Source organism: Acidobacteriota bacterium, from assembly GCA_016208495.1.
Classification (GTDB): domain Bacteria; phylum Acidobacteriota; class Blastocatellia; order Chloracidobacteriales; family Chloracidobacteriaceae; genus JACQXX01.
Window position 1 is genome coordinate 1 of record JACQXX010000049.1, and the last position, 25968, is coordinate 25968.

The window sequence follows — 25968 nt, forward strand, 5'->3', positions numbered from 1 at the left end:
AAAAGGACATAGACCCATCTTCTCTCAAAAAGAGAAGTACAATCTCATTGCATTGCAATGATTTCCAGGATTAAATAGGAATACGATTCGGCCTAAGATGTTAGGATTCCAAAATAACAGAACCAGTCAACGTGAGTCAACTGATGATTCCTGCGGAAGAGATCAAAAAGAAATGGAAAAATATGCTGCTTTATGAGGGAAGGTTTTTTCAGGGAAGTGTCACTGACAAAAAAGAAGAACGAAAAACGAAAAGCGGCGTCAAGTGCGCCGCACTCCAAACCTTATAGCAGTTTTCAGGTGAACGCAGTACACACATTTCTTGCATCCACAGGACTTCAAAGACATATTTGTCATTCGTTCATTTAAGAACTGCTATAGGGACTGTTTGGAAATTCAGTGTTTGAACCTGCGAAGCGGGTGGAAGGCTCGTAGCCCAGGGTGAGTCTTCGAACCCTGGGACTACGTGCCATTCCGAAGTGAGCCTCCGAAGGAGGCGCCGGCAGTCTTCGATCACAGGTGCGACACCCGCTGCGCGGGTTTGAACCAGGAAAGGGTCGGTTCCCCGGACTCCGCTGCGCTCCATCCGGGGCTACGAGCCGGCCACCCGCTTCGCGGGCTCAAAGAACAATTTTCTTTCAAATCAATACCTTACGGAAATTCCAGGAATTTCCAAACAGTCTCTCAGACCTGCATTCGTTCAATCAAATGAAAGACTTCGTCAAACTGGTATTCTTTGACCTTTTGGCGCAGCTCATCGGCTAAGTCCGGGTCGAGTTCGCTCATTTGATCAATGATGCTCTGGGCACCCATTAAATCTCCAAGCGTCAGGGCACGATTCAACTCCGCAATCCATTCGGGTGGAAGCTGGGCAAAACGCTCGGTGGTCAATGCCGTTTCCGAAGGCGGAACATACACCGGCGCTTCGTCCTCAACAATAAATTGAATTCCAAGATGTTCGGTTAATTTGTCGAAAATGGTCTGTTCCCGATAGGGCTTGGTGACAAAGTCATCGCATCCGGCTTCTAAAATTCCCTTTCGGTCATGCTCAAAGGCACTTGCCGTCAACGCAATAATCACCGTGTGCGGTCGCCGCAAGGACCGGCTGCTGGCTTTTCCCCCGCCAGCGTCAGGGCCAGGCGATTTATCAAAATGTAGTTTGTTTTCGGCTTCGCGAATAAAGCGCGTGGCGGCATAGCCGTTCATAACCGGCATGCGCAGATCCATCCAGATTAAATGCGGATGCCAGCCGGACCAGACTTCGCAGGCTTCGCGCCCGTTGACAGCTTCACGCACCTGAAATCCAATCGGAGAAAGCAACTTATTGAGCAACAACCGGTTTTCCGCCACATCATCAACCACCAGAATGCGATAGGTGGGCTGACCAAAGGTAATGCCGCGAACCCGCCGGGATTGGGTGGGTTTAATGGCGTCGTTGACGGCTGGCAACGGGAGTTCAAACGTAAAGATTGAACCCTTTCCAGGTGTGCTGCGCACCCGAATGTCACCGCCCATCAACTGAATAAACGTCCGGCTGATGGCCAGCCCCAGCCCCGTGCCTTCGGCTGATTTTCGCCCGCTGGCGGCCTGGACAAACGGCTGAAACAGGTTGGTGAGTTCGTCTTCGGCAATTCCCTGCCCTGTGTCTTCAACTTCAAACTCAAGTAGATCGCCATTCACCTGCACCCGCAGGGCAACCCCCCCGACTTCGGTAAATTTCACTGCATTGCCAAGTAAATTGATCAAGACCTGGCGCAGTTTGCCTTCATCTCCCTGGACAAATGTCGGAAGGGCCGGATCCAGATCAAAGATCAACCGGAGGCCCTTGGCCTGTGCCCGAACCTGAACCATTTCACGGATTCCCTTGAGCAGGAGCTTCAAATCAAAGGGCTCCAGCACCAATGAGAGTTTTCCGGCTTCAATCTTGGAAATTGAGAGCACATCATTGATGAGTTCAAGCAAATGCTCGCCGCTCCGTAAAATGACCGCCAGATTCTCGCGGTGCTCAGCCAGCAGTTGCTGATCACGTTCCATGAGCTGAGCAAACCCCAGGACAGCATTGAGCGGGGTGCGGAGTTCATGGCTCATGTTGGCCAGAAAAGTGCTCTTGGCGCGACTGGCCTGCAGGGCTTCTTCTTTTGCTGCCAGGGCTTCTTGTTCTGAGTGAAGCGCCCGGCTTTCTGAAATGGATAACTGCTCGATATTGAGTGCCAGTTCGGCATTCTTTTTGGCAATTTCAGCATTTTTGCGGTCAAGCTCGTCGTTGGTCAGGGTCAACTCAGCCGTTCGCGTGGCAACCTTGCGTTCCAGTTCTTCATTCTGGCGCTGGAACGAACGTAATTGCCAGTGCATCACCCACCAGGCCAAACCAATCACTCCGGCAAGATAAATCACATACGCCCACCAGGTTCGCCAGGGAGCTGGTCGGATTTGAAATGATACTTCAACCGGTCCGCTGATATTTCCAGCGTAGTCGCGCCCCCAAACTCGAAAGGTATAGGTATTTTCCGGCAAATTGGTAAACACACGCTGTGGCGTAGCTGACCAGTCGGTAACAACAGCATCATAGCCGACGAGTTGGGTCTGGTAGCGGGTGTCCGACTCCCGGAAAAAACTCAGCAAGGCATATTCAAAAACCAGATTGTTCTGGCTATAACCGAGCGACTGGCCAGTGAGCTGCTCCAGGCTGACGGGATTGTTATTGAGGAGGGTGGTTTCAATAAATAGCGGTTTCCGTCGGCGGTCGTTCACTTCCTGGGCCGGGTCATAGAGGGCAACTCCAGCCAGAGTTCCGGCCCAAATCCGACCATGACTGTCCACCAGCGACGCGCCACGGGTACACTCATTGCTGGGCAGGCCGTCATCGGTGGTAAACGTGTAGCAGTCAAACTCAGCCAGTTGATTTGGGCGCAAAGCCTGTGGGGTCAGCCGGGTAATGCCTTTTTTGGTAAAGAGATACAGCCGTTTCTGGCTGTCTTCGCGGAGTTGATTCACCGTATTGCTCAACATCCGTGGGTTTTGTTCTTTGGTCATTGATTCCCATGGGCTTCCAGGTCGAGCCACATTGCAACGCCACACCCCGCCACCTTCCGTTCCGGCCCATAACCAGTAACTGCCATCAGCCGAGACGGTGCTCAACAAGCTCAGAACTGGATGAGTGGGCCCATTTGTCACCGCCGTAAATTTCAATTCCGATTGAAAGTCCAGTCGTGCCAGCCCACTATCCGTTCCAACCCATAAACTCCGCTCACCAGATGCAGAAACAGTTTCGGTCAAACATCGAGCGACACGATTTGGAAGCCCGGTCTGCATGTCAAAAATCAGCCAGGGAGATCGCTGGCCTAAACTCCCGGCTCTGACCGATGGCGAAATGGCGCCCTGCAATGAGAGCCGGGCAACCCCCGCATCAGTGGCAACCCACAGGTACCGTTCGCCGCCTGGGAGCACACTCTGATGCAGCCCACGCACAATATTGTGGGGTAGGCCATTGGTGGTGTTGTAAATCGTCCACTTTCCAGTTTCCAGGCAGGCCAGTCCTCCCCCGTAAGTCCCAACCCAGAGGGCTTTGGTACCTTCACGTGAGGCGGTTTCGAGCACGCTGTAGGCAACATTGGTGGGTAATCCCGTGCCAGAGTTAAAGAGCGTCCACTGTCCGCGCTCCAGTCGGGCCAGTCCGCTGTCAGTACCAGCCCAGATGATAGAATTTCCATCCGTGCTCTTTGTTTCAAGCAAGCTGTACACCAGATCATTTGGCAACCCGGTTCGAGTATTGAACGCCGTCCATTTTGCCTGTTCCAATCGGGCTAACCCGCCACCAAGGGTGCCAATCCACAAGGTTCGAACCCCCGTTTCAGCTTTGCTTTCCAACAGGCTGTAGACGACGTTGTTGGGCAAGCCAGACCGTGTGTCATACACCGAAACCGTATAATCCTTCTGAAGTGTGGTTTGAATCGTCGTTGATAACGGAATGGGAACCGCCCGTTTTTCGTTGCGTTTCTCGTCCAGTCGGATCAACCCGCCCCCATAGGTTCCGATCCAGAGGGTGCTTTGTCCGGTTATTGACCGGGTTTCAAGCAAGGTCAACACAATGTTGTTCGGAAGCCCTGACTTCACATCAAAGGTGGTCCACTCGCCATTTTCAAACCGGGTCAAGCCGCCGGATGTCCCAACCCACAGCGTCCGGGTGCCGGTTGAAGATGTGGTTTCAAGCAAACTCAGCACTCCGTTGTGCGGCAAGGCCCCGGACTCAACCGAATAGACCGACCATTCGCCTTGTTCAAAACAGGCCAGCCCACCGCCATCAGTACCGACCCATAATTGTCGGTTTCCACTGGCCCCTCGCGTTTCAAGCAAACTCAGCACCCAGTTATTTGGCAAACCGGATTTGGTGGTGTAATGCGTCCACTTTCCGGCTTCCAGACAGGCTAATCCATTGCGAGTCCCAACCCAGATCATGCTCTGGCCAGAAATGGACCAGGTTTCCACCAGGCACCGCACCTGATTGCTCGGCAAGGCGCCACTCGCTTCGGTAAAGGAATGCCATTCGCCATTTTTGAATTGCAGGACACCGCCACCATCCGTGCCAAACCAGATACTGCCGTCGCTGGCGACAACCATGGCGCGGACATTGTTTGAGATGGCTCGATTTGGAAGATCAACCCTGACCCAAACGCGTCCGTTGTAATAGGCCGGCCCATCCTGAGTTGCGACCCAGAGATAGCCTTTCGGGTCAAAAGAGAGTTTCTGAATTGAATTCTGGGGCAATCCGTCACGTTCGGTGATGGTTCGAAAAACCGGCAGCCCAAATGGAGCATTCGGTGCCAGGGCAGCCACACCTGGGGCAACCGGCAACAATTGACTTTCCAGCGATTGAGGGAAGTTTGACGGAGAAAACGACTCGGCCTGGGGTTCAGCTCCAAAGCAATACCCAATCCAGACGGGCACCACGAGTAAGGCGACCACCACGACGCGCCACATCCACCCAGAAACAGGGAAACTGGAAAACCGGCAGGGCTGGTGCTGATCTTTGGCCTGGGGCATGGAATTGTTTGAAGGGAAAAATCAAGAATCGTTTGGGGTAGCGATTTTCAAGCGGTTAGGAAAACCACGGTTGAATCTTACAGCAGTCCTTGTATGATTGACTATTTCCTGAGGCTGGTCGAATTTGCACCTGAACGATTGAGCCAATCATATCCACTGACCGGGCACGGCTCACTATAACTGAATCAGCCCAATATCTCGAATAAATTATCACTGAATTTACATGTCCTATCGCATTTTGGTCGTTGATGACGAAACTGGTATCCGTGACTCGCTGCGGGGGGTCCTCGAAGACGAGGGCTTCTCGGTGGATCTGGCTTCAACAGGCGAAGACTGCCTGCAAGTTATTGAAAAACACGCCTATCATTGCATTCTGCTGGACATCTGGCTGCCTGGAATGGATGGCATGGCCGTCCTTGAACGCATCCGGGCGACCCATCCCGAAACGGCAGTGGTGATGATTTCAGGCCATGGCACAATCCAGATGGCGGTGAAGGCCACTCGACTTGGAGCCGCCGACTTTATTGAAAAACCGCTCCATATCGAAAAAACCCTGGATGCCATTCGCAATGCGATCAAAGCCCACGCTCGAATGCTGGAAACAGCATCGCGAGAGAACGGCGCCGGACGTGAAAATGGTCACCAGCGCGACCACCTGATCATCGGAGACAGTGTGCCGATGCGGGCGCTCCGCCAGCAAATCGCGCTTGCCGGACCAACCAACGGGCGGGTATTGATTTATGGCGAAACCGGTACCGGGAAAGAACTGGTGGCCCGCGCGCTCCATCATCAGTCATTGCGGGCAACTTCCGGTTCATTTGTGGCGCTCAACTGTGCGGCCATTCCGGAAGAATTGATTGAATCCGAACTTTTTGGCCACACCAAAGGAGCGTTTACCGGGGCCACCGGGCAGCGACGGGGCAAATTTGAACAATCGGACAACGGAACGCTCTTTCTGGATGAAATCGGCGATATGAGCCTCAAAACCCAGGCCAAGGTGTTGCGAGTGCTCGAAGAGCAATCGTTTGAACCAGTTGGAGGCAATGCCACCATTTCGGTTGATGTCAGAATGATTGCGGCCACCAACAAACGTCTGGATGAAGAGATTGAAAAAGGCAACTTTCGAGCTGATTTGTTCTACCGGCTCAACGTGATTCCCTTTCAGATCCCGCCGCTTCGCGAACACGTCGAAGATATTCCGATCCTGGTTGATCATTTCACCAAAATCTATACTGACATGTACCGCTGCACCCCACGCCAGTTTACCGAGGCCGCGATTGACAAGCTGCTTCATTACTCGTGGCCGGGAAATGTTCGCGAACTGCGGGCCACAGTCGAACGGCTGGTGATTATGACCCAGCGCGAATGGATTGAACCTGACGACCTGCCGTTTACCCAAACCGATGGCCCGTTGCTGGCGAGTTTCCGGTTTGACTCGTACCGCGAAGCCCAGGAAGCCTATGAACGCGAGTTCATCCAGCGCAAACTGGCCGAAAACAACGGCAACGTCACCCACACCGCCGAAGCCTTGAATATGGACCGCAGCCACCTGTATCGCCGGATTAAGACGTTGGGAATTTCGATTCGTGGCTAATTTTTAGGAGTGACCTATGAGAATCAACCAGATCGTTGTCAAGAAGCTCTTTGGAATCTTCGATTACACGATCCCGCTCAATCAGGAAGACCGGATTACGATTCTTCATGGCCCGAATGGCTCGGGGAAAACTACGATTCTGAAATTGATTGACGGGCTGTTTAATTCGAAATATTCGGTTCTGGAATCGGTGCCGTTTGATAGCTTCCAGGTTTTATTTGATGATGATGTAACGCTTGAAGTTATTCAGTATGTTGAGGATCAAAACGGTACACCAAGGAAGAAAAATGCCGAGAAGGTAGCAATTTTACTCAGACAAGGTGCCAAAATCACCGAGCAATTCATTTTTGGTGATACCCACAAAATAATAAGTGCTTTTTATCAGCAGGCTACCACTGCCCTTAATGCGGCAACTCTTGAAATCTTCCGAAAGAGTTTTCCTCAGTATAATCTCCAGGAGTCTTTTGACGTTCATTCTGACATCCCAGGCAAAGTGGATACGCCTAAATGGCTTAAATCACTTCAAGATCAATTCCCTGTCCATTTTATTGAAACTCAACGACTTTTGATATATCCATCCAAACCATCAAAAAAATCCGAAGCATTGCAACCAGTTATTTCCAAAGTTACTGAGTATTCCGAAGAGTTAGCCAAAACAATCCAAACCACGCTTGGGCACTATGCTTCTCTGTCTCAATCATTAGACCGAACGTTCCCAGCGCGACTCCTGAATGAAAATCCTGCCCAAAGTACATCAACCGAACAGTTGTTAGCCAAACTAAAGGATTTAGAAGCGAAACGAAGCTATCTCCAATCTGCTGGTTTACTGGAAAAAGGGGAAAGCGTTGAATTCCAGTTCCCTTCGACAATTGATGATCGGAATAAAGAAGTTTTAGGGGTTTACATTCAGGATGTCCAAAAGAAGCTGGGGGTCTTTGATGAAATTGCAGCCAAACTCGAACTTTTTAAGAAAATCATCAACCAGCGATTTCGATATAAGGAAATGTCTATCAGTCAGGAGCAGGGCTTTACCTTTAGAACCTCTGATGGGCAGCCGCTTTCTCCGTCCGACCTGTCATCCGGCGAACAACATGAACTGATTTTCCTGTATGAATTCTTATTTCGGGTGAAACCCAACTCATTGATTTTGATTGATGAACCCGAAATTTCACTCCACATTGCCTGGCAGGAACAATTTCTCCAGGATCTGGAGCAAATCATTGAATTAGCTCAATTTGATGTGATTGTGTCAACTCACTCACCTCAAATTATTTATGACCGATGGGATCTCACAGTTGAACTCAAAGGACCAGAGATGAATGGCAAAACCGCCATTATCAATGACGAGCACCCGCTCCCCGTGCCCGTCGCGTGAGTTACAGCCCTCGCTTTATCCTTGACTGATTCAATGAGACCCAAAACTCCTCACGAAATTGCCAACGAAGTGCGAATGAAACGGACCCAGTTCAGTGGGTCCTTTTTCATTGTTGAGGGGGATAAGGATGCCCGGTTTTATAAAAACCTCGTTGCATCGGGTCACTGCAACCGGATGATTGCTTCTGGTAAGGAAACAGCTCTGGCAGCCTTGAACATACTTGAGAATGAATCAGTTGCCGGTGTTTTAGCCGTAGTTGACGCCGATTTCGACCTTCTGGAAAACAACCTCCCGACCAGTTCAAACCTGTTCCTATCAGATCATCATGACCTTGAAGTAATGCTCTTTCGTTCGCAAGCACTGGACAAAGTCCTGACGGAACTGGGGTCAGCCGAGAAAATTGAGCGATTTGAGCAACGGGTTCAAAAGGATATTCGGTCAGTTCTTTTTTCTGAAGCTAAAAAAGTTGGATATTTGCGGTGGCTTTCACTCCAGCAACGCCTGAATCTCAAATTTGAAGGTCTGTCTTATCGCAATTTTTTACAGGAAAACACTCTGAAAATTGACCCATCTGAACTGATTCGAACTGTCAAAAACAATTCACAACAACACTCCCTGAACGAAATAGAAATAAATCGTCAAATTGTGAAGCTCCTATCTGAAAACCATGATCCGAAACACGTCTGTTGTGGACATGATTTGACTGGAATCTTATCCATTGCACTTCGAAAAACACTTGGGACCAATGATACAGGAAAGGTCGAACCAGAAATTATTGAACGAAGCCTCCGATTGGCGTTTGAATCTTCCCATTTCGCAACAACTCAGCTTTTCCAATCAATTCGCCAGTGGGAACAGAATAACCCTCCATTTAAGGTTCTGCGTGACTCCTTGTAAGATGAGGCACTCAACACCCTGTGGCGCCCCCTCTGTTTCCTTGACACCCTCTGGGGTGAATGGTACTTTGCCGCCCATCCCCAAACACCCAATCATGAATGATGAATTATGAGGCGATTAACCAATTTTGATTCAATCAAATACTCGTTCATTCTTCATTCTTCATTCTTCATTCTTCATTCTTCATTTTAGGTCTTCATGAGTAGTAAGTTTTTGTTCATTGGGCTTGATGGCTCAACGTTTGATGTTCTTGATCCGCTAATGGCTGAAGGACGCATGCCGCGCCTCAAAGCCCTGATCGAACGCGGTGCCCGCGCCCCACTTGAAACCACCATCCCACCAATTACACCCACGGCCTGGGTGTCAATGTCAACCGGCACCAATCCTGGCAAACACAGCATTTTCGAGTTTCTGCTGCGTCGGGGTAACAAACTGGACGTTCCCATCAATTCGACACTGCGCGACAGTCCAGCCGTGTGGGATATCCTGTCGGATCTGGGTCATCAGGTCACGGTGACCAATATGCCGGTGACATACCCGCCCAAACCGCTCAATGGCATGATGGTGGCTGATTTTCTGACGCCGCTCGGTAAGACCGATTACACCTACCCGGTGGAATTGCGCGAGGAACTTGAATCCCGATTTGGTCCTTACCGGCTCTACATCACCGAAGTCTATACCCGTGGACGCGTGGATCAGGTGCTGGCGCAGCTTTATGACGAACTGGACTATAAAACCAGCGTCAACTGCTACTTAATGAAAAACAAACCGTGGGATTTCTACTTTACCCACATCTGGAGCACCGACCGTTGCCAGCACGAACTCTGGCATATTATGGATCCGACCCACCCGATGTCAGATCCGAAGGAAGTCAAAAAGTACCGCGAAAAGGTGCTCAAGTTCTGGGAAAAAGTTGACGAAAGCGTCGGCAAGATGGTTGATGCGGCGGGCCCTGAGGTCACCATGATGATGGGTTCTGATCATGGCTTTGGACCAATCACCAAGTTTTTGTGCTTCAACGTGTGGATGATTGAACAGGGTCTGATTCAACTTAAACCCGGTGCCATGACCGCCCTCAAAAAATTGTTCTTCAAGCTTGGATTGACACCTGAAACCGGCTATCGGGTTTCGATGGCGATTGGACTGGCCAAATTGCGGCTTTCGATGGGTGTGACCAACCGCTCATCCCTTCAAAAACTGATCAACAAAGTCATGCTGTCGCTGGCCGATGTTGACTGGTCACGAACCAAAGCGTTTTCGAAGGGCAATTACGGCCAGATTTTCATCAACCTCAAGGGTCGTGAACCACACGGCTCGGTTGAACCCGGCGCCGAATATGAAAAAGTGGCGCAGGAAGTGATTGCCCAACTGCGCAGTCTGAAACACCCGGAAACCGGCGAGCCCTTAATTGGCCCAATTTGGAGAGCCGAGGAAATCTACTCCGGTCCGCACGTTGCCGAAGCTCCTGACATCTCTTTCCTGCCAGCGGATATGCGCTATAAACCGCTTGGGACGCTCGACTTAACTTCAAACCGTTTTATTACTGATGTCTATGGTAATTCCGGCGACCATCGGATGAACGGCTTTTTTGTCGCCAATGGCCCACACATCAAACCCGGCACACGGCTTTCGGCCAATATCATGGATATTGCGCCGACGTTGCTCTACCTCTTCAACAAACCAATTCCCAACGACATGGATGGCCGCATCCTGAAAGAAATGATTTCCGACCAGTATCTGGCTTCAAATCAGCCGGTCTATACCAATCAGGATTACACCGGAACAGAAATCGCTTCGTTTTCAGAAGAAGATGATGCGGAAGTTCGTGAGCGCCTGCGAAGCCTTGGCTATCTTGGATAATCTCAGGGTTCCGGGTTCCGGGTATTCGAACCTTTGTCTTTTTCGCTCTTTCCCCGAACCCCGAACCCTGAACCCTATACACAAATGTTCACCACACTCTCCGCGGTACTCCCCGCCTATAACGAAGAAGAAAATATTGAAACGGCTGTCAACAAGTTGCTTGAAGTTCTCAAAACCCTGCCGTTAACCGATTATGAAGTGATCGTTGTGGATGACGGCAGTGTTGATCGAACTGGAGAAATCGCCGACACCCTGGCGAAAGAAAATCCACGCGTCCGGGTCTTTCACCATCGCCCCAACAAAGGCTATGCCGAAGCACTCAAAACCGGCTTTACCAGCGCACGCTTTGACATGGTGTTTTACACGGATTCAGACAATCAGTTTGACGTGCGTGAAATCAAAAATTTTCTCAAACCGCTTGAAGACTATGACATCGTCTGTGGCTTCCGCATTTACCGGTTTGATCCGCTGACGCGACTTTTTCTTTCGTGGGGCTTTAACTTGCTGGTGCGCATCATCTTCCGCATCCGGGTCCGGGATATTGACTGTGCCTTTAAGCTCTTTCGGCGGTCGGTTTTTGACAAAGTCACGATTGAATCGAAAAGATTTTTTGTAGATGCTGAAGTTTTGGCCAAAGCCCGGTATCATAAGCTCGGCATGACGGAAATTGGCGTTCGCCACTATCCACGTACCGCCGGCCAGTCAACTGTTCGCCCCAGCCATATTCTGTACACACTTCAAGAACTGGCAAATATTTGGGTTAACATCCACTTCAAATCAAAAAGGAAGTAGTTAGTGGTTAGAAATCAATACTTTTAGTAATTAGTGGTTAGTGGTTAGAAATCAATACTTTCAAAGAAAAACCAGGAACCAAGAACTAACCACTAATCACTAACCACTGACTCATTCTTCAATAATGTATCCGAAAAGTGAAATCAACCACTCATCCGAAGGCACGGCAACCCTTGCTGTTCCGGCTTCAAGCGATAGCCAACCAACAACACATTCGACCTCACGACGGTCACTGTGGGCGCTGGTGCAAATCTTGCTGGGTGGTCTGGCACTGGTTTTTGTCCTGCGCAAAGCCAACCTGACCGAAGTTGTTTCTCATTTGAAACAGGTCAACTTGTGGTATGTCTTGCTGGCGTTCGGGCTGAATCTGGTCATGCTGGCGGCGATGTCACTCCGGTTGTCCCTGCTGGCCTGGGTTCACTCCCGGGCCGTTTTATTTCGTGAAGTGCTGCTGGCCCAGTTTCATGCCGCGTTTATCAATGGGTTTGTTCCCGGCAGCCTTGGCGGAGATGCGGTTCGGTTCTACACACTCGAACGCACCATGCGCAATAAGCCGCTGGTCCTGGCAACCCTTATTGTTGAACGACTGATTGGCACCTGGGGCGTTCTGCTAACGGCTGCCCTGGCACTGGCCGCCAACCACGAATTTCTCAATCCTCGCCAATGGCTGGGGGGCCTGGTCTTTTTTGCGGGTGTGGTCACGGTCCTGACCGTGGTTTTATTCAGTCAATATCTCGAACAATATCTGCTCGCATTTCTGGCCTTCGGCTGGAGACAGGTCTCACACTGGTGGGGAGCGACGTTTGTCAAAGACATCATCAAACGGATGCTGGGTGCTGCCCGGGCATTTCGAGCCGCCCCTGGCCAGATTTGGCTCTCGCTGGTGGTCTCGCTGTTTGTTCGGCTGGTATGGGTGCTGAGCGCCTATTCCCTGGCGCTGGCGCTTGGGTTAAATCTGTCACTCCCGATTTTGTTCGGGTTTATTTCACTGGTTGATGTGGCCCGGATGCTCCCGATTTCCCCGCCCAATGGTCTGGGCGTGCGCGAAGCATTGCTGGTCTACCTGCTCGGTCAAATTGGCATTGGCCACGAAGCAGCCTTGAGCTACTCACTTCTGATTTATGCCCTGATGACAGCGAACGCAATCCTTGGCGGCCTGCTGTCAATCACCCAGGGCGTTTGGAAATTGCGCCAGTGACATGGAATGAAGAATGAAGAAACCAATTGGTTCTTGGTTCTTGGTTTTTGGTTCTTCGCAAGCATTGATTCCAAAGTACCAAGTACCAAGCACCAAATACTAACCATTAACGCCAGTTAAGAGTTGAAAAAATGAGCGGATTTGAACCCGCGAAGCGGGTGGCAGGCTCGTAGCCCAGGGTGCAACCCTGGGAAAACGTCGCCTCCACACCCCGGCCAGCCGCCGCCTATGGCGGCGGCTGGCCGGGCGGGGGCAATCTGGAACTGACCCGCATCCGGTGGTGGCGCGTCCAAAGCGACGCTGACCACCGGCTCACCTTACTCCATCCCTTCAGGATGAAAACTAAAAAACACTTCAACCCTTAACTGGCATCACTAGCCACTAAAAAGATTCTTCATTCGCGGAGGCACCCATGGGCAAAAAAGCAACTCAGCCGAAACACCCCCCAGTTGATCAGTTGTATAAGTTGGGACATGCCTTCTGGCAAAGTGGTGTGTTGCTCGCCGCTTTGCGTCTGGGGATTTTTGATGAACTTGAACGGCAGCCATTGACCAGCGATCAACTGGCCAAACACCTGAAAGCGCAAAAACATTCGATTGAGAAGTTCCTGCAAGCCTGTGTCCGACTCGGCCTGATGCTTGAGTCCGATGGCAGTTACAGCAATTCCCCGCTGGCCTCAACGTTTCTGGTTCGAGGGAAACCCACGTTTCAAGGCGAATTGATGCAGTACTTCGGAGATTTGTGGACTCGCTTTGGTGAACTCGATCACTTAATCAGACAGGGGGAAATCGGCCCTCTTGAACGTGCCGTCCAGGAAGCCCGAACCGAAGCCGAACAACAACGCGCTGATCGAACCTGGATTCTGGCCATGCACAATATTGCCATGAGTGGTCAGGCAGACGCCTTGTGTGCCACGGTTGATCTTTCCAAGTGTGAACGATTGCTTGATGTGGGTGGCGGCTCAGGCACTTATTCGGTTCGACTGGCCCAAAAATACCCAGGTCTGATTGCCGAAGTCCTTGATTCAGAGGAAATTACGGCTGTGGCGAAAGAACTGATCGCCAGTTCGGACGTTGCGGATCGAGTTCAGATTCGGGCTGGCGACTTTGTGAACGATTCGTATGGCACCCACAATCAGGCAGTCTTGTTTTCTGGGGTATTGCATGGGTTTGACGAAACTCGGGTCAAACGCCTCTTGAAAAAAGGGCTCAATTCGTTGGTTCCAGGTGGAATGGTGATCGTTCAGGAAATGTTGGCCAGCCCACTTTCAAAAAAATCTTCGAGTTCACCATTCCCAGAGTTGTTTGGATTGAATATGATGTCAGGCGGCACCTACACTGCCGACCAGTTTACCCGCTTTTTCACATCCGTTGGTCTCATCAACATTCAAATCAAACCACTCAAAGGCGGCGCCTGGTTTGACCACGTGCTTTTGGGCCGGAAACCTGACTCAAACCAGGTCTGAAGATCTTGGGCTGAACGCTGAAGAAGCCCGGCTCAGGGCGAAACTCCCCAATGTCTTCAGCCCATTGTTTCCAGCCTGCTCGTCCTCATTCGCGTTTGACCTTAACTGCGAACAAAACCAATCCGGAGAAAACCTATGTTGCGCAAGAAAAAATCACAGTGGGGGTTGTTTTTAAAAATCTTTCTTCCGTCTGTTTTGGGATTTGTGATTATTTTGGGTGGAGTTGTTGGATATATCGTCAAAACAGTCACGCATCCACCGAAAAGCGCAGTTGATGAAGAAGCGCCAGCCCAGTTGACCAAAGTGATGTCAATGTATTGGGAAAAAAAGACATTTTCGTCTGATGGGACTCAGTTCAACTACTGGGTTCTGGTATTTGGTGGCGGGGCACCGGGAATTGTTCTGACTCATGGGTATGGAATGAATCGCGAAGATATGTTGCTGATGGGGTATCGGCTCTGGGAGCGCGGCTTTAACGTGATGATGTATGACCTGCGGTATCACGGAAACAACAAAGCTGATTTCAGTGCCCTGGGTGCGATGGAAAAAACCGATCTTCAAAATGCCATTAAGGAATTCAAAGGGCTTAAATACAACAAAGATATTGGCAAAATCAGTCCCACAGGGATTCCTCTGGTTGATCCGGAGAATATCGGGGTGCTTGGGATTGATATCGGCGCTTATGCCTCGCTGATGGTGGCCGCCGATGATGATTCAATTAGAGGCATTGTGGCTGATTCCCCGCCATTGTCCCCAACTGATTATACCCACAACCGGTTGAACAAAGTGTTTAACTTGAAGTCCGACCTGGCCTACTCAATGATTGATACCGGAATGGATATCTATCTCAAGAGCAAGTACAAGAGTGCGGGATCGGCAGTTGCGGCGGCATCGAAGATCAAAACCAAAGGTAAAAAAGTTCTGGTGATTTCCGGAGGTGATAATCCAGTTGCCAAAGCCTCTTCCAAAAAGATTTTTGACACCATTGGATTAGAACATGCCCAAATCTCCACCCCAGCCGTGACCAAATTCTCCTCGTTTACCAAAGAAACCGGTGACGAATACATGGGCAATGTCGGCGACTTTTTCCGCAATGTGGTATTCCAGCCACCGGCCCCGCCGCCTGCGGCAGATGGAACCCAACCGGCTCCAGGGACACCGCCAGCACCTCCAGCCAAGAAATAAAACATCAGCCTGATTGTTCGTTCAGAGTAACGCCTTCAGGCGTGAGGTTTGCCGAGCGGGACGAAAGATGAAACCCTTTCGCCTCAAGACGATACTCTGAACCTTTCCTGAAGAGCTATATCTGCCCAGTCAGATGGCTCTTTTTAAGAATTTCGTGAACTTATGCTTAAAGTCGGTGTCATTGGCGTTGGTTTTTTAGGCAAACACCACGCCCGAATTTATGCCTCACTCCCCGACGTCACTCTGGTTGGGGTCTGTGATACGCGCGAACAAGCCGGAAAAGAAATCGCCGCCCACTACCAGACGTCCTTTTTTCAGGATTATCACGAACTCATTGACCAGGTTGATGCGGTCAGCATTGCGGTCCCGACGGTTGATCACTGCCGAATGACCTGTGAGTTGCTTCGAGCTGGAAAATCAGTCCTGGTTGAAAAACCAATTGCCGTGACCCTGGCCGAAGCTGATGAAATGATCTCCACCGCCCGGCAAAACGGCTGTGTGCTCCAGGTTGGTCATCTGGAACGGTTTAACCCGGCAGTTCAGGCCGCCCGAAAAATTATTAAGAATCCTCGATTTTTTGAAATCCACCGCATGAGTGTTTTTACCATGCGCAGTCTGGATATTGATGTGGTCACCGACCTGATGATTCATGACCTGGATATCCTGACCTCGTTTGTCAACTCACCGCTCAGGTCAGTGCATGCGGTTGGCATTCCAATCCTCTCGGCCAAAATTGATATTGCCAATGCCCGGCTGGAATTTGCCAATGGCTGTGTTGCCAACCTGACGGCCAGCCGAATTTCCTCTGAAAAAGTCAGGAAAATCAGGTTTTTCCAACCTCACGACTATGTGTCAATTGACTACACCGAACAGCGAGTCGGGGTCTGGAGCCTGAGACCTCCGAATCCCGCGACACCTCATCCGCAAATTACCGAACAGTTTCTGGACGTCGTGAAAGATGAACCGTTGCGCGCCCAACTGGCTGAATTTGTGCGGTGTGTCCAAACCAAAGATACACCTGAAGTGGATGGCTACACCGGGCGCCGCGCCCTGGAACTTGGCCTCAAAGTGGTCGAAGAAATCCAGGCCCATGCGGCCCGGACAGGTCTCAACCCCTGAGATAGGGTTCCGGGTCCTTTAAGGGATGAGGGATGAGGGATGAGGGATGAAAAAAATCACCCTGTCACCCTGTCATCTGGTCAGGGTTCCGGGTTTTCGAATTTATGGGAGTTGGATGGAAATATCATACCACCAGGGTTCGGGGTTCGGGGTTCAGGGCCAAATAGTCCACGTTGAATGGTACCCGCCAGTTCCCAGTCTTCATCGTGCGTGGGATTAGTCGCTTCATCGTCGAAACCCTGAACCCTGAACCCTGAACCCGATTTCAGTCGGATTTTATTTTCTTCTGGGTCCCTATGTCCTTTTTGTCCCTTTCGTCCTTTTTGTCCTTTCGGTCTTTTTTTAAACCCCGAAACCCTGAACCCCGAACCCTGAGTTTTTATGATTGACGCTGTTACCACCATTGAAAAAAATCAGCTTTTTGGCAGCTATGGACATTTGAGCCTGCTCGTTCCAAATCGAAAATTGACGATTGAGCCAGGCCAGTTTGGAATGCTTCGCCCACATCACAGCTATGAACCCATCCTGCGGCGGGCAATGGCGGTCTACCGGGTGAAATCCAGCCCCGCTGGAACGCATATTGAGTTTATTTATCAGGTGTTTGGCCGGGGCACCGAAGCCTTGCGCCGCCTGGTCGTGGGACAAACCATTGATTGCCTGTTGCCCCTTGGGAAACCATTTCAACTGGATCCAGTGCTGGTCGGAGGGCGCGAAGCACTGCTGGTTGCGGGCGGTGTCGGGTCAGCCGCCCTCTTTCTGCTGGCCGAAACACTGGCCAAACAAGGTGTCTCCGTCCGACTCTTTCTCGGCGGACGCTCAGCCATTGATTTGATTGGCCTGGATGATTTCATCAGCATTGGCTGCAAGGTTCACGTCGCCACCAATGATGGCTCGCGTGGCGTTGGCGGTTTTGTGACTCACCCGCTAGAACGCTTTCTGCTTGACCACGCCCAGGACCTTAAAGCCGGAAAATATGTCCTTTATACCTGTGGCCCACCCTTGATGCTCCGGCGAATCGCCGAAATTGCAAATGAAGCACAACTCCTTGGATATGCTTCACTTGAAGAGCGGATGGCCTGTGGATTTGGCGTGTGTGTCGGCTGTGTGGTGGGAATTAAAGAGGCTGGTGCCGGACTCAAAGGCGAAGCCGACTTTGATTACCAGCGCATTTGCATCGAAGGCCCGGTCTTTCGCTGTGACCAGATTGTGTGGGAGTAGTCGGGTTCAGGGTTCAGGGTTCAGGGTTTTCGAACGTTTGTCCGTTTCGTCATTTTCGTCCCTACCTAAACCCTGAAAAACTCCCTCATTCCACTATTTCGAACCATTTGGACCTGTCAGCGAAATTGTTAATAGCAGGGTGTTTGACTCACCCTGGACTGGTTCGGTGGTTGCCGATGCGCTCCAGGCAACCCCTTTTTCATCAGTGAATTTCCAGGTACTGGTTGCCCGTTCAGCCGAGCTTTTCGAGTCAACTTTGGTCCAGCTTTCCGCCAGTTTGGTATCAATGATTTTGAGCAGATCAGAAGCCGATCCCATTCCGACCTTCCATTTTTTGGTCCACCATGTGGTATCTCCTTTTTGCTCCAAAACTTTCCACAGCGTGGTGTCAGGAATGGCAAACCCTTGATGACCAAGAACTTTCCGCAAATGCCTGTCAGCAAAGCTGGCCCGGGCATATCCGGAATTGGGTTGCCAATTGTATTCCATTGACAATGCCGCCTGTTGCGCCACGCCAAATCCAGCAATTTTTTCAATCAGGTGCAGGGCGCCGTCAATCCCCGATGACAACCCGGCGGTGGTCATAAATTTCCCGTTATCAACAAATCGCTGGTCAATCACAACTGAACATTTGGGGGCCACTTTTTGCAAATCGTCAATCATCCCATAAAAGGTGGTCGCTTTTTGCCCGTCAAGCAATCCAGATTCAGCCAGGAAAAAGGCCCCATTGCAGACTGACATAACATATTTGGCCTGGACCGACTGGGTTTTAATCCATTTCATCACGGTTGGATTGGCCAGACTCGGATCAACATCACCTCCTGGAAGCACAATGACATCTGGTTTGGGACAATTGGCAAACGAGTATTTTGGCGTGACAGTCATTCCCATAGCTGTGGTCAGGGTTTCGCCTTTTTCCGAAACCGTGTAGATATTAAACATCTGACCGTGGTCGTAGGCGTGGCCAAAAGTCTCATAAGGACCCGTGTAATCAATAATTTGTACACCTTCAAAAAGCATAATTGCCAGGTTGAGCGGGTACGTCATGGGTTTTGCCTGAGTTGAAGTTGGTTGGATTTGCGGTTTTGCAGCGCAGGGTAGGGCCGCCTGTGCCACGCTCAAAAGCAGCAGACTCAAGAAAATCGTGAGTTTCTTCATAAGGAATTCGGTACCTTTTTCTGATATCGGATTGATCGGCCAGTGGTTTTCATCTCGGTTGTGAACTCACTCTAGTCCCCGATTTTCGGGCCTGTCTTGAACAGACCAAAGTACTTTTGTACCGTTCAAAGATTCCTAGCAGGCACGGCGCACTTCCAGTTTGCAGGAACAAGCCTCGTAGGGATTGCGTTTCCCCAAAATCAACACTTCAAATCCAAATTACCAACACATCAAAACCAGCGCCGAACAAGGATTTATGGGAAAACTTGCCCCGACTTCCGAGGATACTGGCTATCTGCAACCCGGCCAGTTTTATGGCAGCGTATCCAAAAACCACAAACTTTCTGGCTTTACGTTGTCTCAACTCCATCACCAAACGGCCAAACGACTCCGGCGACACGCGCACGAGTCAGCCTATTTTTGCCTGCTCATCAATGGGAGTTACCGTGAATTCTTTGGACGCAAGGAAATTGTCTACCAGCCACTGACGATTGGATATCATCCGCCCGATACAGTTCATCGGGATGAGATTGGAAATCAGGGCGGACATTTTTTTGCGATTGAAATTGCGGATCACTGGCTTGACCGGTTGCGGGAATATACAACGATGCCTGGCTCCACCTGTGACTTGCACGGCGGAGAACTCGTCTGGCTCGCACTCCGGCTCTATCGTGAATGCACCGACTTTGACGCCTATTCACCACTTGCGGTCGAAGGGCTGGTACTGGAGATGCTGGCCACCGTTGCCCGGGCACAACCTGAAAAAACCCGCCGTCCGCCGGGTTGGTTGCTCCAGGCGGTTGATTTGCTCCATGCCGAATTCCATCAAAATCTCACCATCAACGCCATCGCGACCCAGGTTGGTGTCCATCCGTTTCATCTTTCAAAAACATTTCGGCAGGTTTTTCATCAACCGATTGGCGATTATTTGCAGCGATTGCGGATTCATTTCGCGACTCAGCAGCTTTCCCAGGCTGACCTCAAGCTCTCTGAAATTGCACTGTCCGCCGGGTTTTCTGACCAGAGCCACTTTACCCGGGTGTTTAAGACCATCACGGGTGCGACTCCAGGCGAATTTCGCAACGTTTTGCTTTCCGGAAAAAATATTTGCCCGACAGGACCTGAGAACCTGCCGGAACTCTGGTAAAGTCTGGCTATCAGCCTATCCAACTTTCAACCTGGACAATTTCAAACGTTCACACACTATGCCGAATTCTTTACCAAGAACACCTCGAATCTGGCCAACCGTTGACCTGGTCGCGGCACGCCATTTAGAGGAACTGCTATCAACCATGTGCTGGGACTTCAATGCCACCGGCATTGAAACTGTTTTGGAATCTGATGACCAGATCCAGTTGCGGATCTTTTTTGCTCCGGATGAATGTCCCGCTGATCTGGAAGACCAGCTCCGCGAAGGGCTGCGATCCACTGGCGAATCCCCAAATGCCTTGTATTCGGTGACAATTGACGGAACTGAAGAACGCGACTGGCAGGAAGAATGGAAGAAAAGCTACGAATGCCTCGTGATTGGCTCGCGCTGGCTGGTCATTCCCTCCTGGAAACGTCCCGAAGCTGAGGCCAACCCCGATTTTGCCGGGCGGCACTGGATTGAAATTGATCCCGGAATGGCTTTCGGTACCGGGACTCACGATACCACCCGGATGTGCCTTGAATTTCTGGAAGCACTGCCGACTTCCCCAACCTCGATTGGCGATATTGGAACGGGAACTGGAATTCTGGCGATTGGAGCGACCCGGCTTTTTCCAGCAGCATCCGTTTTTGCCTGTGACAATGACCCCGAAGCCATCCGAGTCGCGGCTGAAAACCTGGAAATCAACCAGGTTGCAGATCGAATCGAACTGAAAACCGGCAGTGTTGCGGACTACCCGCCAGCCCATTTCGATTTGATCCTGGCCAACCTGATTGCCGAAGTCATCATTGATCTGGCCGAACCACTGGCTGCATCACTCAAACCTGGCGGGCACGCCATCTTCTCGGGCATCATCAGCCTGCACGTTGATGAAGTGCAGCACACCCTTGAACAAGCCGGCCTCCAGACACTTGAAATCAAAACCAGCGGTGAATGGCGCGCTATCCTGAGCCGGAAACTGACAAAGTGACCAGATGACCAGGTGACAGAATGACAAGGTGACAATGTGACCAACTGACAGGGTGACAGGGTGACCAACTGACAGATGACAATACCAAGTTTGTCATCTGTCACATTGTCATTCTGTCACATTGTCACATTGTCACATTGTCATCTGGTCACTTCGTCAGTGGTAACCCTGTCACCTTGTCACCTTGTCATCTGGTCATCTGATCACTTTCAAGGCTGCAATCTCGGCTTCCAGTTGTTTTACCTTCTCCTGGAGCGGCGCCACCATTTGCAGCACTTCGTCGTGGGTAAATCTGGCGGTGATATGTTGCGGGCAATTCCAGTCAAAGGCTTCGACGTGGAGCACAACGGCTCGTTCGATTTTTGCCCGATAATCAGGCATTTCGAGTTGTTCAATCAATTCCGGCGCCTGACTGGCGTCCACAACTTCAGCCCGGGCAAAAATTTTGATTCGCCGCTTCCGGGCGTAATCCATCAAAATCAGTGACACCCGGTTGTCATGGCTGATGTTGCCCATGCTGATGTACTGCAAATTCCCTCGAAAATCAGCGTAACCCAATGTGTGTGAATCCAAAACCTTCAAAAATCCTTTGGGTCCACCACGAAACTGCACGTAGGGCCAGCCTTCCTCATTGACCGAAGCCAGATAAAACCCATCGCGCTCACTGATGAACTGGGCTTCGGTTTCAGTCAGTCCGTCCAATCCCCAATCGGCTTTTTCCAGACGCTGGTTCTGCCGGCGGGTGCGATAATGTTCCTGGGTGTTTTTCACACTCGTTGTAAAGGCAATATCGGCAAATCGTTGAGTCATATGATCCTCGGGCTGAAAAAATCCTCGGGCTCAGGGCTGAGGGCTGAAGAAGCCGGGCTGAAGAACCGATTTTCTTTTTCCTCCCTCACCCTTCATCCCTCATCCCTTTGGTTGCCCCCCAGTCCTCAGTTTTGAGTTCTAAATGGCCTAGCCAGCTACGCTGGCCGACCGGCTCAGTAACGTCACTTCCGGGAAGTCAATTTCGACCCGGCTCACTTTGCCCAGGTAGTTCAAGGTCGTATTCAAACCAACCAGGGTAATGATTTCGACAATTTCGCCGTCTGAATATCCAGCATCCCGCACGGCTTTCAACTCACCAGTGGTGATATTGCCATCATTGTCCACCAGAGCGTTGGCAAACTGGACAGCGGCACGTGCTTTTTCATCGCTGGCATTCCCCTGCCGGGCGGCTTCAATTTCAATGGCGTCCAACCCAAGCGACTGACTGATGGCGGTGTGGGCTGAAACACAATATTGACAGGCATTGGCTTCACCAACGGTTAAAGCAATCTGTTCCTGCAATTTCGCGTTGAGCAATCCCTGTCCCAGATTGCCATTGAGCGCCAAAATCCCGGCTAAGGCTTTGGGGGAATTGGCAAACACGCGCAGAAAATTGGGAACGCTGCCCAATTGTGACTCAACTGCTTCAAACAAAGGTTTGATTTCGGGCTGGGTGGTCAAACGATCAACGACGTTTAAACGTGACATTGGAAAAATCTCCTGTATGTAAATTTTGGTAATCTGTTACAAAACAAAGCCTTATCGGCTCGATGGGAAAATTCGGCGCTCTGATTCCTGAATTGGATAGTCGTTGGCGCTCATATCGCGCCGCCGCATCAGGCCCTGTTCATCAAATTCCCAGTGTTCATTGCCGTGGGTGCGCATCCAGTGACCGGTCTCGACATCCCGCCATTCGTATTCAAATCGAACTGAAATCCGGTTTTCGGTAAATGCCCACAGTTCTTTTATCAAGTGGTAGTCAAGTTCTTTGGCCCATTTGCGTTGCAGAAATGCCTTGATGGCTTCACGGCCAGTGAAAAACTCGGTTCGGTTGCGCCACTCCGAATCCGGGGTGTAGGCCAGGGCCACCCGTTCCGGGTCACGGCTATTCCAGGCATTTTCCGCCGCTTTGACTTTGGCCAGCGCCGTTTCCCGCGTAAATGGCGGCACTAAGGGGACAGGTTTGGTTGCTTCGTTGGTCATAGGATTCTCCGAATTTTGGGCTGAAGACATTGGGCTGCAGACTTCGGGCTGAACAATCCTCGGGCTCAGGGCTCAGGGCTTGGGGCTGCAGACTTCGGGCTCAGGGTATGAAACCCGTGTTCTTCAGCCCCGAGCTTGCGAGTCTTCAACCCGTCTTTTTCAGCCCTGGTTTTCTCACCGGCTGGCGGCCAGCTCAACTTTTGGGAAATCAACTTCGGTTTGGGCAACGTGGTTGAAATAGTTGGTAAAAATGTTGAGCGCCACGGCACCGATGATTTCGGCACTCTCGCCTTCGCTGATGCCAGCTTCTTTGACCAGTTCAAGTTCACGGTCGGAAACAATCCCGCGATTGATCACCAGTTTTTGGGCAAAGGTCAAAATAGCACTGGTTTTGGCATCGCTTGAGGTCGCGCGGCGACTATCGGCAATCGCTTCCGGGGTCAATCCGGTGGATTTTCCAATGTAGGAATGCGCCGCCAGACAGTATTCACACTGGTTGGTATCGGCCACGACAAGGGCGATTTGTTCGCGAACTTTGGCGCCCAGCTTTCCTTTTCCTAACGCACCGCTGAAATTGAGGTAGGCTTCGAGGACTGCCGGCGAATTGGCCAGCGTCCGCATCAGGTTGGGTGTGACACCCAGTTTGGCTTGAACTCCGTCAAGCAAATCCTTGGCTTTTCCAGTCGCAGTCTGTGGGTCAACAGCATGTAATCGGCTCATATGAAAAATCTCCTTTGGGGTTATCTCAATAAATAAAAGTATTTCGTGATCGGGTTTTCTTTCTCGCCGTCACGATTTCTCTCTATTCAAGCTGCGTGCCAGAGAAGTAATACAACACCTAACTGCTTTTTTTACAATATTTTAATTCGTTTCCAGGTGTCTTTTATCGCATCACGAAAAACCCTTTTTATCACGAAATTTCGTGATTACAATCACGAAAGATCGTGACGTCTCCTGTATTCTTCGTCGTTGGCCCATGGTTTTTCGAAGACCGTGGGCTTTGCACCACGGCTATTGAACGGCGACCCTGCGGGCCTAAAATCCTAAGCTTGATGCATATGGACACATGTTCTTCAGCCCCAAGCCCTCAGCCCCAAGCCCTAACTTATGGAATTTCAAGCTCTTCAATCGCTTGCCTTAACCGTTGCCCAGGAACGCAGCCGCAAACGAGTACTCGATCAGATGGTGACCGGGTTGCTCAACCAGCCGGGCATTGCCCTGGCCAGACTCTGGTTGAAAGAACCCGGCGATATTTGCGGTGACTGCCAAATGCGTTCTGAGTGTCGTGATCAAAGCTACTGCCTGCATCTGGTTGCCAGTGCCGGCAAACCATGGCACGAACCACCTGATGCCTGGTCACACATCAATGGTAATTTTCAACGATTTCCACTCTATGCTCGGAAAATCGGCCAGATTGGTGCGACGGGGAACCCATTGTTAATCAATAACTTTGCTGACTCTGATGCCTGGATTGCCCATCCGGAATGGGCCAGGCGCGAACAGATTCACTGCTTTGCTGGGCAACCGCTGATTTTTCGAGGGGAGATTTTGGGCGTCCTGGCTGTGTTTTCACGGGCGGAAATTACGAGCGAACAATTTTCCTGGCTGCGGATGTTTGCCGACTATGGCGCGGTCACAATTACCAATTGCCGGGCATTTACCGAAATTGAGCAGTTAAAGGAAAAACTCCAGCTTGAAAATGAATACCTGCGGGAGTCGGTCAAAGAAGCCCTGTCATTTGGCGAAATTGTCGGCACCAGTCCAGCCATCAAAAAAGTGCTCAGTGCCGTTGAAATGGTCGCTCCAACTGATGTCTCCGTTTTGATTACCGGCGAGTCAGGAACGGGAAAAGAACTGATCGCCTGTGCCATTCACGAGCGCAGCCGTCGCCGTGCCCAACCGATGGTCAAAGTCAATTGTGGTGCAATTCCACGTGAATTGTTTGAAAGTGAGTTTTTCGGCCACATCCGTGGGGCATTTACAGGCGCGGTCAAAGACCGGGTGGGACGGTTTCAACTGGCGGATGGCGGCACGTTGTTTCTGGATGAGGTTGGGGAAATCCCGATTGAATTACAAAGCAAGTTGCTGCGGACGGTCCAGGAAGGAACCTTTGAACGGATTGGCGACGATCAAACCCGCCGGACCAATGTTCGAATTGTGGCCGCCACCAATCGCAATCTGGAAGAAGAAATTGCGGCAGGACGCTTTCGTGAAGATTTGTACTACCGACTCTGTGTCTTTCCGCTGCACCTGCCACCGTTGCGCGAACGTCCGGAAGATATTCCCGCGCTGGTTGATCATTTCATTCGTCAGGCACGCCACCGCTTCAGTTGCCCGTATCTCAAATTATCACCGGAGCAACTCGCAAAACTGCAAGCCTATCCGTGGCCGGGGAATATTCGTGAAATGCAAAATGTGATCGAACGGGCAGCGATTTTGTCTTCGTGCGGGCAGTTGAAATTTGATGAAATTTTACCCAGGTCAATGACCACACTCGCCCAGACACGCAAAGAGCCGCGACCTGTCGCGGCTCTGGCTAAACCCCTCTCAAAAGAAGCGGTTCGCGCCCAGGAACGTGAAACCATTCGTGCGGCACTTGAGCAATCAGGTGGGAAAATCTATGGCCCAGGCGGTGCTGCTGAAAGACTGGGGCTTCCAGGCTCAACCCTGGCTTCACGGATGAAAACACTTGGAATCGGGAAATGATCTCAGTTTTTAGTCAGTAGTCAGTAGTCAGTAGTCAGTAGTCAGTAGCTGAGCGTTGGGATTTTGAGTTCTCTGTCAAGTGGATTTGATTCTAAGTGAGTTAGCAAAAGTTATTTGAAAAAAGATTTCAACCAAAAGTTCTTTGATAAGATGCCAGCCTTGAGTAAGGCTTCAGTCTGAGTCAGTGATTGAATCCATTGCTCAGCAAAGTCAGCGTGCTGGTCAATATCA

The 25968-nt window shown here is 50.8% G+C and carries 20 protein-coding genes; 13 read left to right on the forward strand and 7 right to left on the reverse strand.

Annotated elements, in window-relative coordinates; all coding sequences use genetic code 11:
• Window positions 1-681: 681 nt before the first annotated feature.
• On the reverse strand, window positions 682-5037 hold the full coding sequence (locus HY774_08360; protein ID MBI4748489.1) for a response regulator: 4356 nt from the start codon (window positions 5035-5037) through the stop codon (window positions 682-684).
• 223 nt (window positions 5038-5260) lie between these two features.
• Here HY774_08360 and HY774_08365 point away from each other — a divergent pair, with 223 nt between their 5' ends.
• The 6 genes from HY774_08365 (at window position 5261) to HY774_08390 (ending at window position 12753) form a co-directional block, all read left to right on the forward strand.
• Window positions 5261-6631 (forward strand): sigma-54-dependent Fis family transcriptional regulator, encoded by a 1371-nt coding sequence (locus HY774_08365; GenBank protein MBI4748490.1) that lies wholly within the window; start codon window positions 5261-5263, stop codon window positions 6629-6631.
• 16 nt (window positions 6632-6647) lie between these two features.
• Window positions 6648-8006, forward strand: coding sequence for an AAA family ATPase (locus HY774_08370; protein MBI4748491.1), 1359 nt, complete (start codon window positions 6648-6650; stop codon window positions 8004-8006).
• Between the two features lie 33 nt (window positions 8007-8039).
• On the forward strand, window positions 8040-8903 hold the full coding sequence (locus HY774_08375) for a DUF4435 domain-containing protein (GenBank protein MBI4748492.1): 864 nt from the start codon (window positions 8040-8042) through the stop codon (window positions 8901-8903).
• Between the two features lie 213 nt (window positions 8904-9116).
• Window positions 9117-10763 carry an alkaline phosphatase family protein gene (locus tag HY774_08380; GenBank protein MBI4748493.1) on the forward strand — a complete coding sequence of 549 codons (1647 nt, stop codon included), beginning with the start codon at window positions 9117-9119 and terminating at the stop codon, window positions 10761-10763.
• Window positions 10764-10847: 84 nt separating this feature from the next.
• Complete coding sequence (locus HY774_08385; protein ID MBI4748494.1) at window positions 10848-11555, forward strand: glycosyltransferase family 2 protein; 708 nt, start codon at window positions 10848-10850, stop codon at window positions 11553-11555.
• A 124-nt stretch (window positions 11556-11679) separates the two neighbouring features.
• Window positions 11680-12753 carry a flippase-like domain-containing protein gene (locus HY774_08390; protein ID MBI4748495.1) on the forward strand — a complete coding sequence of 358 codons (1074 nt, stop codon included), beginning with the start codon at window positions 11680-11682 and terminating at the stop codon, window positions 12751-12753.
• A 116-nt stretch (window positions 12754-12869) separates the two neighbouring features.
• Here the strand turns inward: HY774_08390 and HY774_08395 are convergent, their stop codons facing one another.
• On the reverse strand, window positions 12870-13061 hold the full coding sequence (locus HY774_08395; GenBank protein ID MBI4748496.1) for a hypothetical protein: 192 nt from the start codon (window positions 13059-13061) through the stop codon (window positions 12870-12872).
• Window positions 13062-13165: 104 nt separating this feature from the next.
• Between HY774_08395 and HY774_08400 the strand changes: the two genes are divergently transcribed.
• The 4 genes from HY774_08400 to HY774_08415 all read left to right on the forward strand — a co-directional run bounded on the left by HY774_08400 (window position 13166) and on the right by HY774_08415 (window position 17740).
• Window positions 13166-14218 (forward strand): class I SAM-dependent methyltransferase, encoded by a 1053-nt coding sequence (locus HY774_08400; protein ID MBI4748497.1) that lies wholly within the window; start codon window positions 13166-13168, stop codon window positions 14216-14218.
• Window positions 14219-14353: 135 nt separating this feature from the next.
• On the forward strand, window positions 14354-15403 hold the full coding sequence (locus HY774_08405; protein MBI4748498.1) for a hypothetical protein: 1050 nt from the start codon (window positions 14354-14356) through the stop codon (window positions 15401-15403).
• 162 nt (window positions 15404-15565) lie between these two features.
• Window positions 15566-16522 carry a Gfo/Idh/MocA family oxidoreductase gene (locus HY774_08410; protein MBI4748499.1) on the forward strand — a complete coding sequence of 319 codons (957 nt, stop codon included), beginning with the start codon at window positions 15566-15568 and terminating at the stop codon, window positions 16520-16522.
• A gap of 381 nt (window positions 16523-16903) precedes the next feature.
• Complete coding sequence (locus tag HY774_08415) at window positions 16904-17740, forward strand: dihydroorotate dehydrogenase electron transfer subunit (GenBank protein MBI4748500.1); 837 nt, start codon at window positions 16904-16906, stop codon at window positions 17738-17740.
• Between the two features lie 93 nt (window positions 17741-17833).
• Here HY774_08415 and HY774_08420 read toward each other — a convergent pair whose 3' ends face one another.
• Window positions 17834-18898 carry a DJ-1/PfpI family protein gene (locus HY774_08420; GenBank protein ID MBI4748501.1) on the reverse strand — a complete coding sequence of 355 codons (1065 nt, stop codon included), beginning with the start codon at window positions 18896-18898 and terminating at the stop codon, window positions 17834-17836.
• 184 nt (window positions 18899-19082) lie between these two features.
• Here HY774_08420 and HY774_08425 point away from each other — a divergent pair, with 184 nt between their 5' ends.
• Window positions 19083-20045 carry a helix-turn-helix transcriptional regulator gene (locus HY774_08425; protein MBI4748502.1) on the forward strand — a complete coding sequence of 321 codons (963 nt, stop codon included), beginning with the start codon at window positions 19083-19085 and terminating at the stop codon, window positions 20043-20045.
• A 58-nt stretch (window positions 20046-20103) separates the two neighbouring features.
• Window positions 20104-21018, forward strand: coding sequence for a 50S ribosomal protein L11 methyltransferase (gene prmA / locus HY774_08430; GenBank protein MBI4748503.1), 915 nt, complete (start codon window positions 20104-20106; stop codon window positions 21016-21018).
• A gap of 195 nt (window positions 21019-21213) precedes the next feature.
• Here the strand turns inward: prmA and HY774_08435 are convergent, their stop codons facing one another.
• The 4 genes from HY774_08435 to HY774_08450 all read right to left on the reverse strand — a co-directional run bounded on the left by HY774_08435 (window position 21214) and on the right by HY774_08450 (window position 23751).
• Window positions 21214-21828, reverse strand: coding sequence for a pyridoxamine 5'-phosphate oxidase family protein (locus tag HY774_08435; protein MBI4748504.1), 615 nt, complete (start codon window positions 21826-21828; stop codon window positions 21214-21216).
• A gap of 147 nt (window positions 21829-21975) precedes the next feature.
• A complete protein-coding gene (locus HY774_08440) occupies window positions 21976-22536 on the reverse strand; it encodes a carboxymuconolactone decarboxylase family protein (GenBank protein ID MBI4748505.1) in 561 nt (186 codons plus the stop codon).
• A gap of 51 nt (window positions 22537-22587) precedes the next feature.
• Window positions 22588-23031 (reverse strand): nuclear transport factor 2 family protein, encoded by a 444-nt coding sequence (locus HY774_08445; GenBank protein MBI4748506.1) that lies wholly within the window; start codon window positions 23029-23031, stop codon window positions 22588-22590.
• A gap of 174 nt (window positions 23032-23205) precedes the next feature.
• Window positions 23206-23751, reverse strand: a complete 546-nt coding sequence (locus HY774_08450; GenBank protein ID MBI4748507.1) for a carboxymuconolactone decarboxylase family protein — start codon at window positions 23749-23751, stop codon at window positions 23206-23208.
• Between the two features lie 387 nt (window positions 23752-24138).
• Between HY774_08450 and HY774_08455 the strand changes: the two genes are divergently transcribed.
• Entirely contained in the window at window positions 24139-25737 is a 1599-nt protein-coding gene (locus tag HY774_08455) for a sigma 54-interacting transcriptional regulator (GenBank protein ID MBI4748508.1), read from the forward strand.
• Window positions 25738-25968: the final 231 nt, after the last annotated feature.

What these genes read in the sequence shown, in the direction of transcription:
- HY774_08360 (MBI4748489.1), bottom strand. Translation starts at nt 5,037, where the DNA reads ATGCCCCAGGCCAAAGATCAGCACCAGCCCTGCCGGTTTTCCAGTTTC.
- HY774_08365 (MBI4748490.1), top strand. Translation starts at nt 5,261, where the DNA reads ATGTCCTATCGCATTTTGGTCGTTGATGACGAAACTGGTATCCGTGAC.
- HY774_08370 (MBI4748491.1), top strand. Translation starts at nt 6,648, where the DNA reads ATGAGAATCAACCAGATCGTTGTCAAGAAGCTCTTTGGAATCTTCGAT.
- HY774_08375 (MBI4748492.1), top strand. Translation starts at nt 8,040, where the DNA reads ATGAGACCCAAAACTCCTCACGAAATTGCCAACGAAGTGCGAATGAAA.
- HY774_08385 (MBI4748494.1), top strand. Translation starts at nt 10,848, where the DNA reads ATGTTCACCACACTCTCCGCGGTACTCCCCGCCTATAACGAAGAAGAA.
- HY774_08390 (MBI4748495.1), top strand. Translation starts at nt 11,680, where the DNA reads ATGTATCCGAAAAGTGAAATCAACCACTCATCCGAAGGCACGGCAACC.
- HY774_08400 (MBI4748497.1), top strand. Translation starts at nt 13,166, where the DNA reads ATGGGCAAAAAAGCAACTCAGCCGAAACACCCCCCAGTTGATCAGTTG.
- HY774_08405 (MBI4748498.1), top strand. Translation starts at nt 14,354, where the DNA reads ATGTTGCGCAAGAAAAAATCACAGTGGGGGTTGTTTTTAAAAATCTTT.
- HY774_08410 (MBI4748499.1), top strand. Translation starts at nt 15,566, where the DNA reads ATGCTTAAAGTCGGTGTCATTGGCGTTGGTTTTTTAGGCAAACACCAC.
- HY774_08415 (MBI4748500.1), top strand. Translation starts at nt 16,904, where the DNA reads ATGATTGACGCTGTTACCACCATTGAAAAAAATCAGCTTTTTGGCAGC.
- HY774_08420 (MBI4748501.1), bottom strand. Translation starts at nt 18,898, where the DNA reads ATGAAGAAACTCACGATTTTCTTGAGTCTGCTGCTTTTGAGCGTGGCA.
- prmA (MBI4748503.1), top strand. Translation starts at nt 20,104, where the DNA reads ATGCCGAATTCTTTACCAAGAACACCTCGAATCTGGCCAACCGTTGAC.
- HY774_08435 (MBI4748504.1), bottom strand. Translation starts at nt 21,828, where the DNA reads ATGACTCAACGATTTGCCGATATTGCCTTTACAACGAGTGTGAAAAAC.
- HY774_08440 (MBI4748505.1), bottom strand. Translation starts at nt 22,536, where the DNA reads ATGTCACGTTTAAACGTCGTTGATCGTTTGACCACCCAGCCCGAAATC.
- HY774_08445 (MBI4748506.1), bottom strand. Translation starts at nt 23,031, where the DNA reads ATGACCAACGAAGCAACCAAACCTGTCCCCTTAGTGCCGCCATTTACG.
- HY774_08450 (MBI4748507.1), bottom strand. Translation starts at nt 23,751, where the DNA reads ATGAGCCGATTACATGCTGTTGACCCACAGACTGCGACTGGAAAAGCC.
- HY774_08455 (MBI4748508.1), top strand. Translation starts at nt 24,139, where the DNA reads ATGGAATTTCAAGCTCTTCAATCGCTTGCCTTAACCGTTGCCCAGGAA.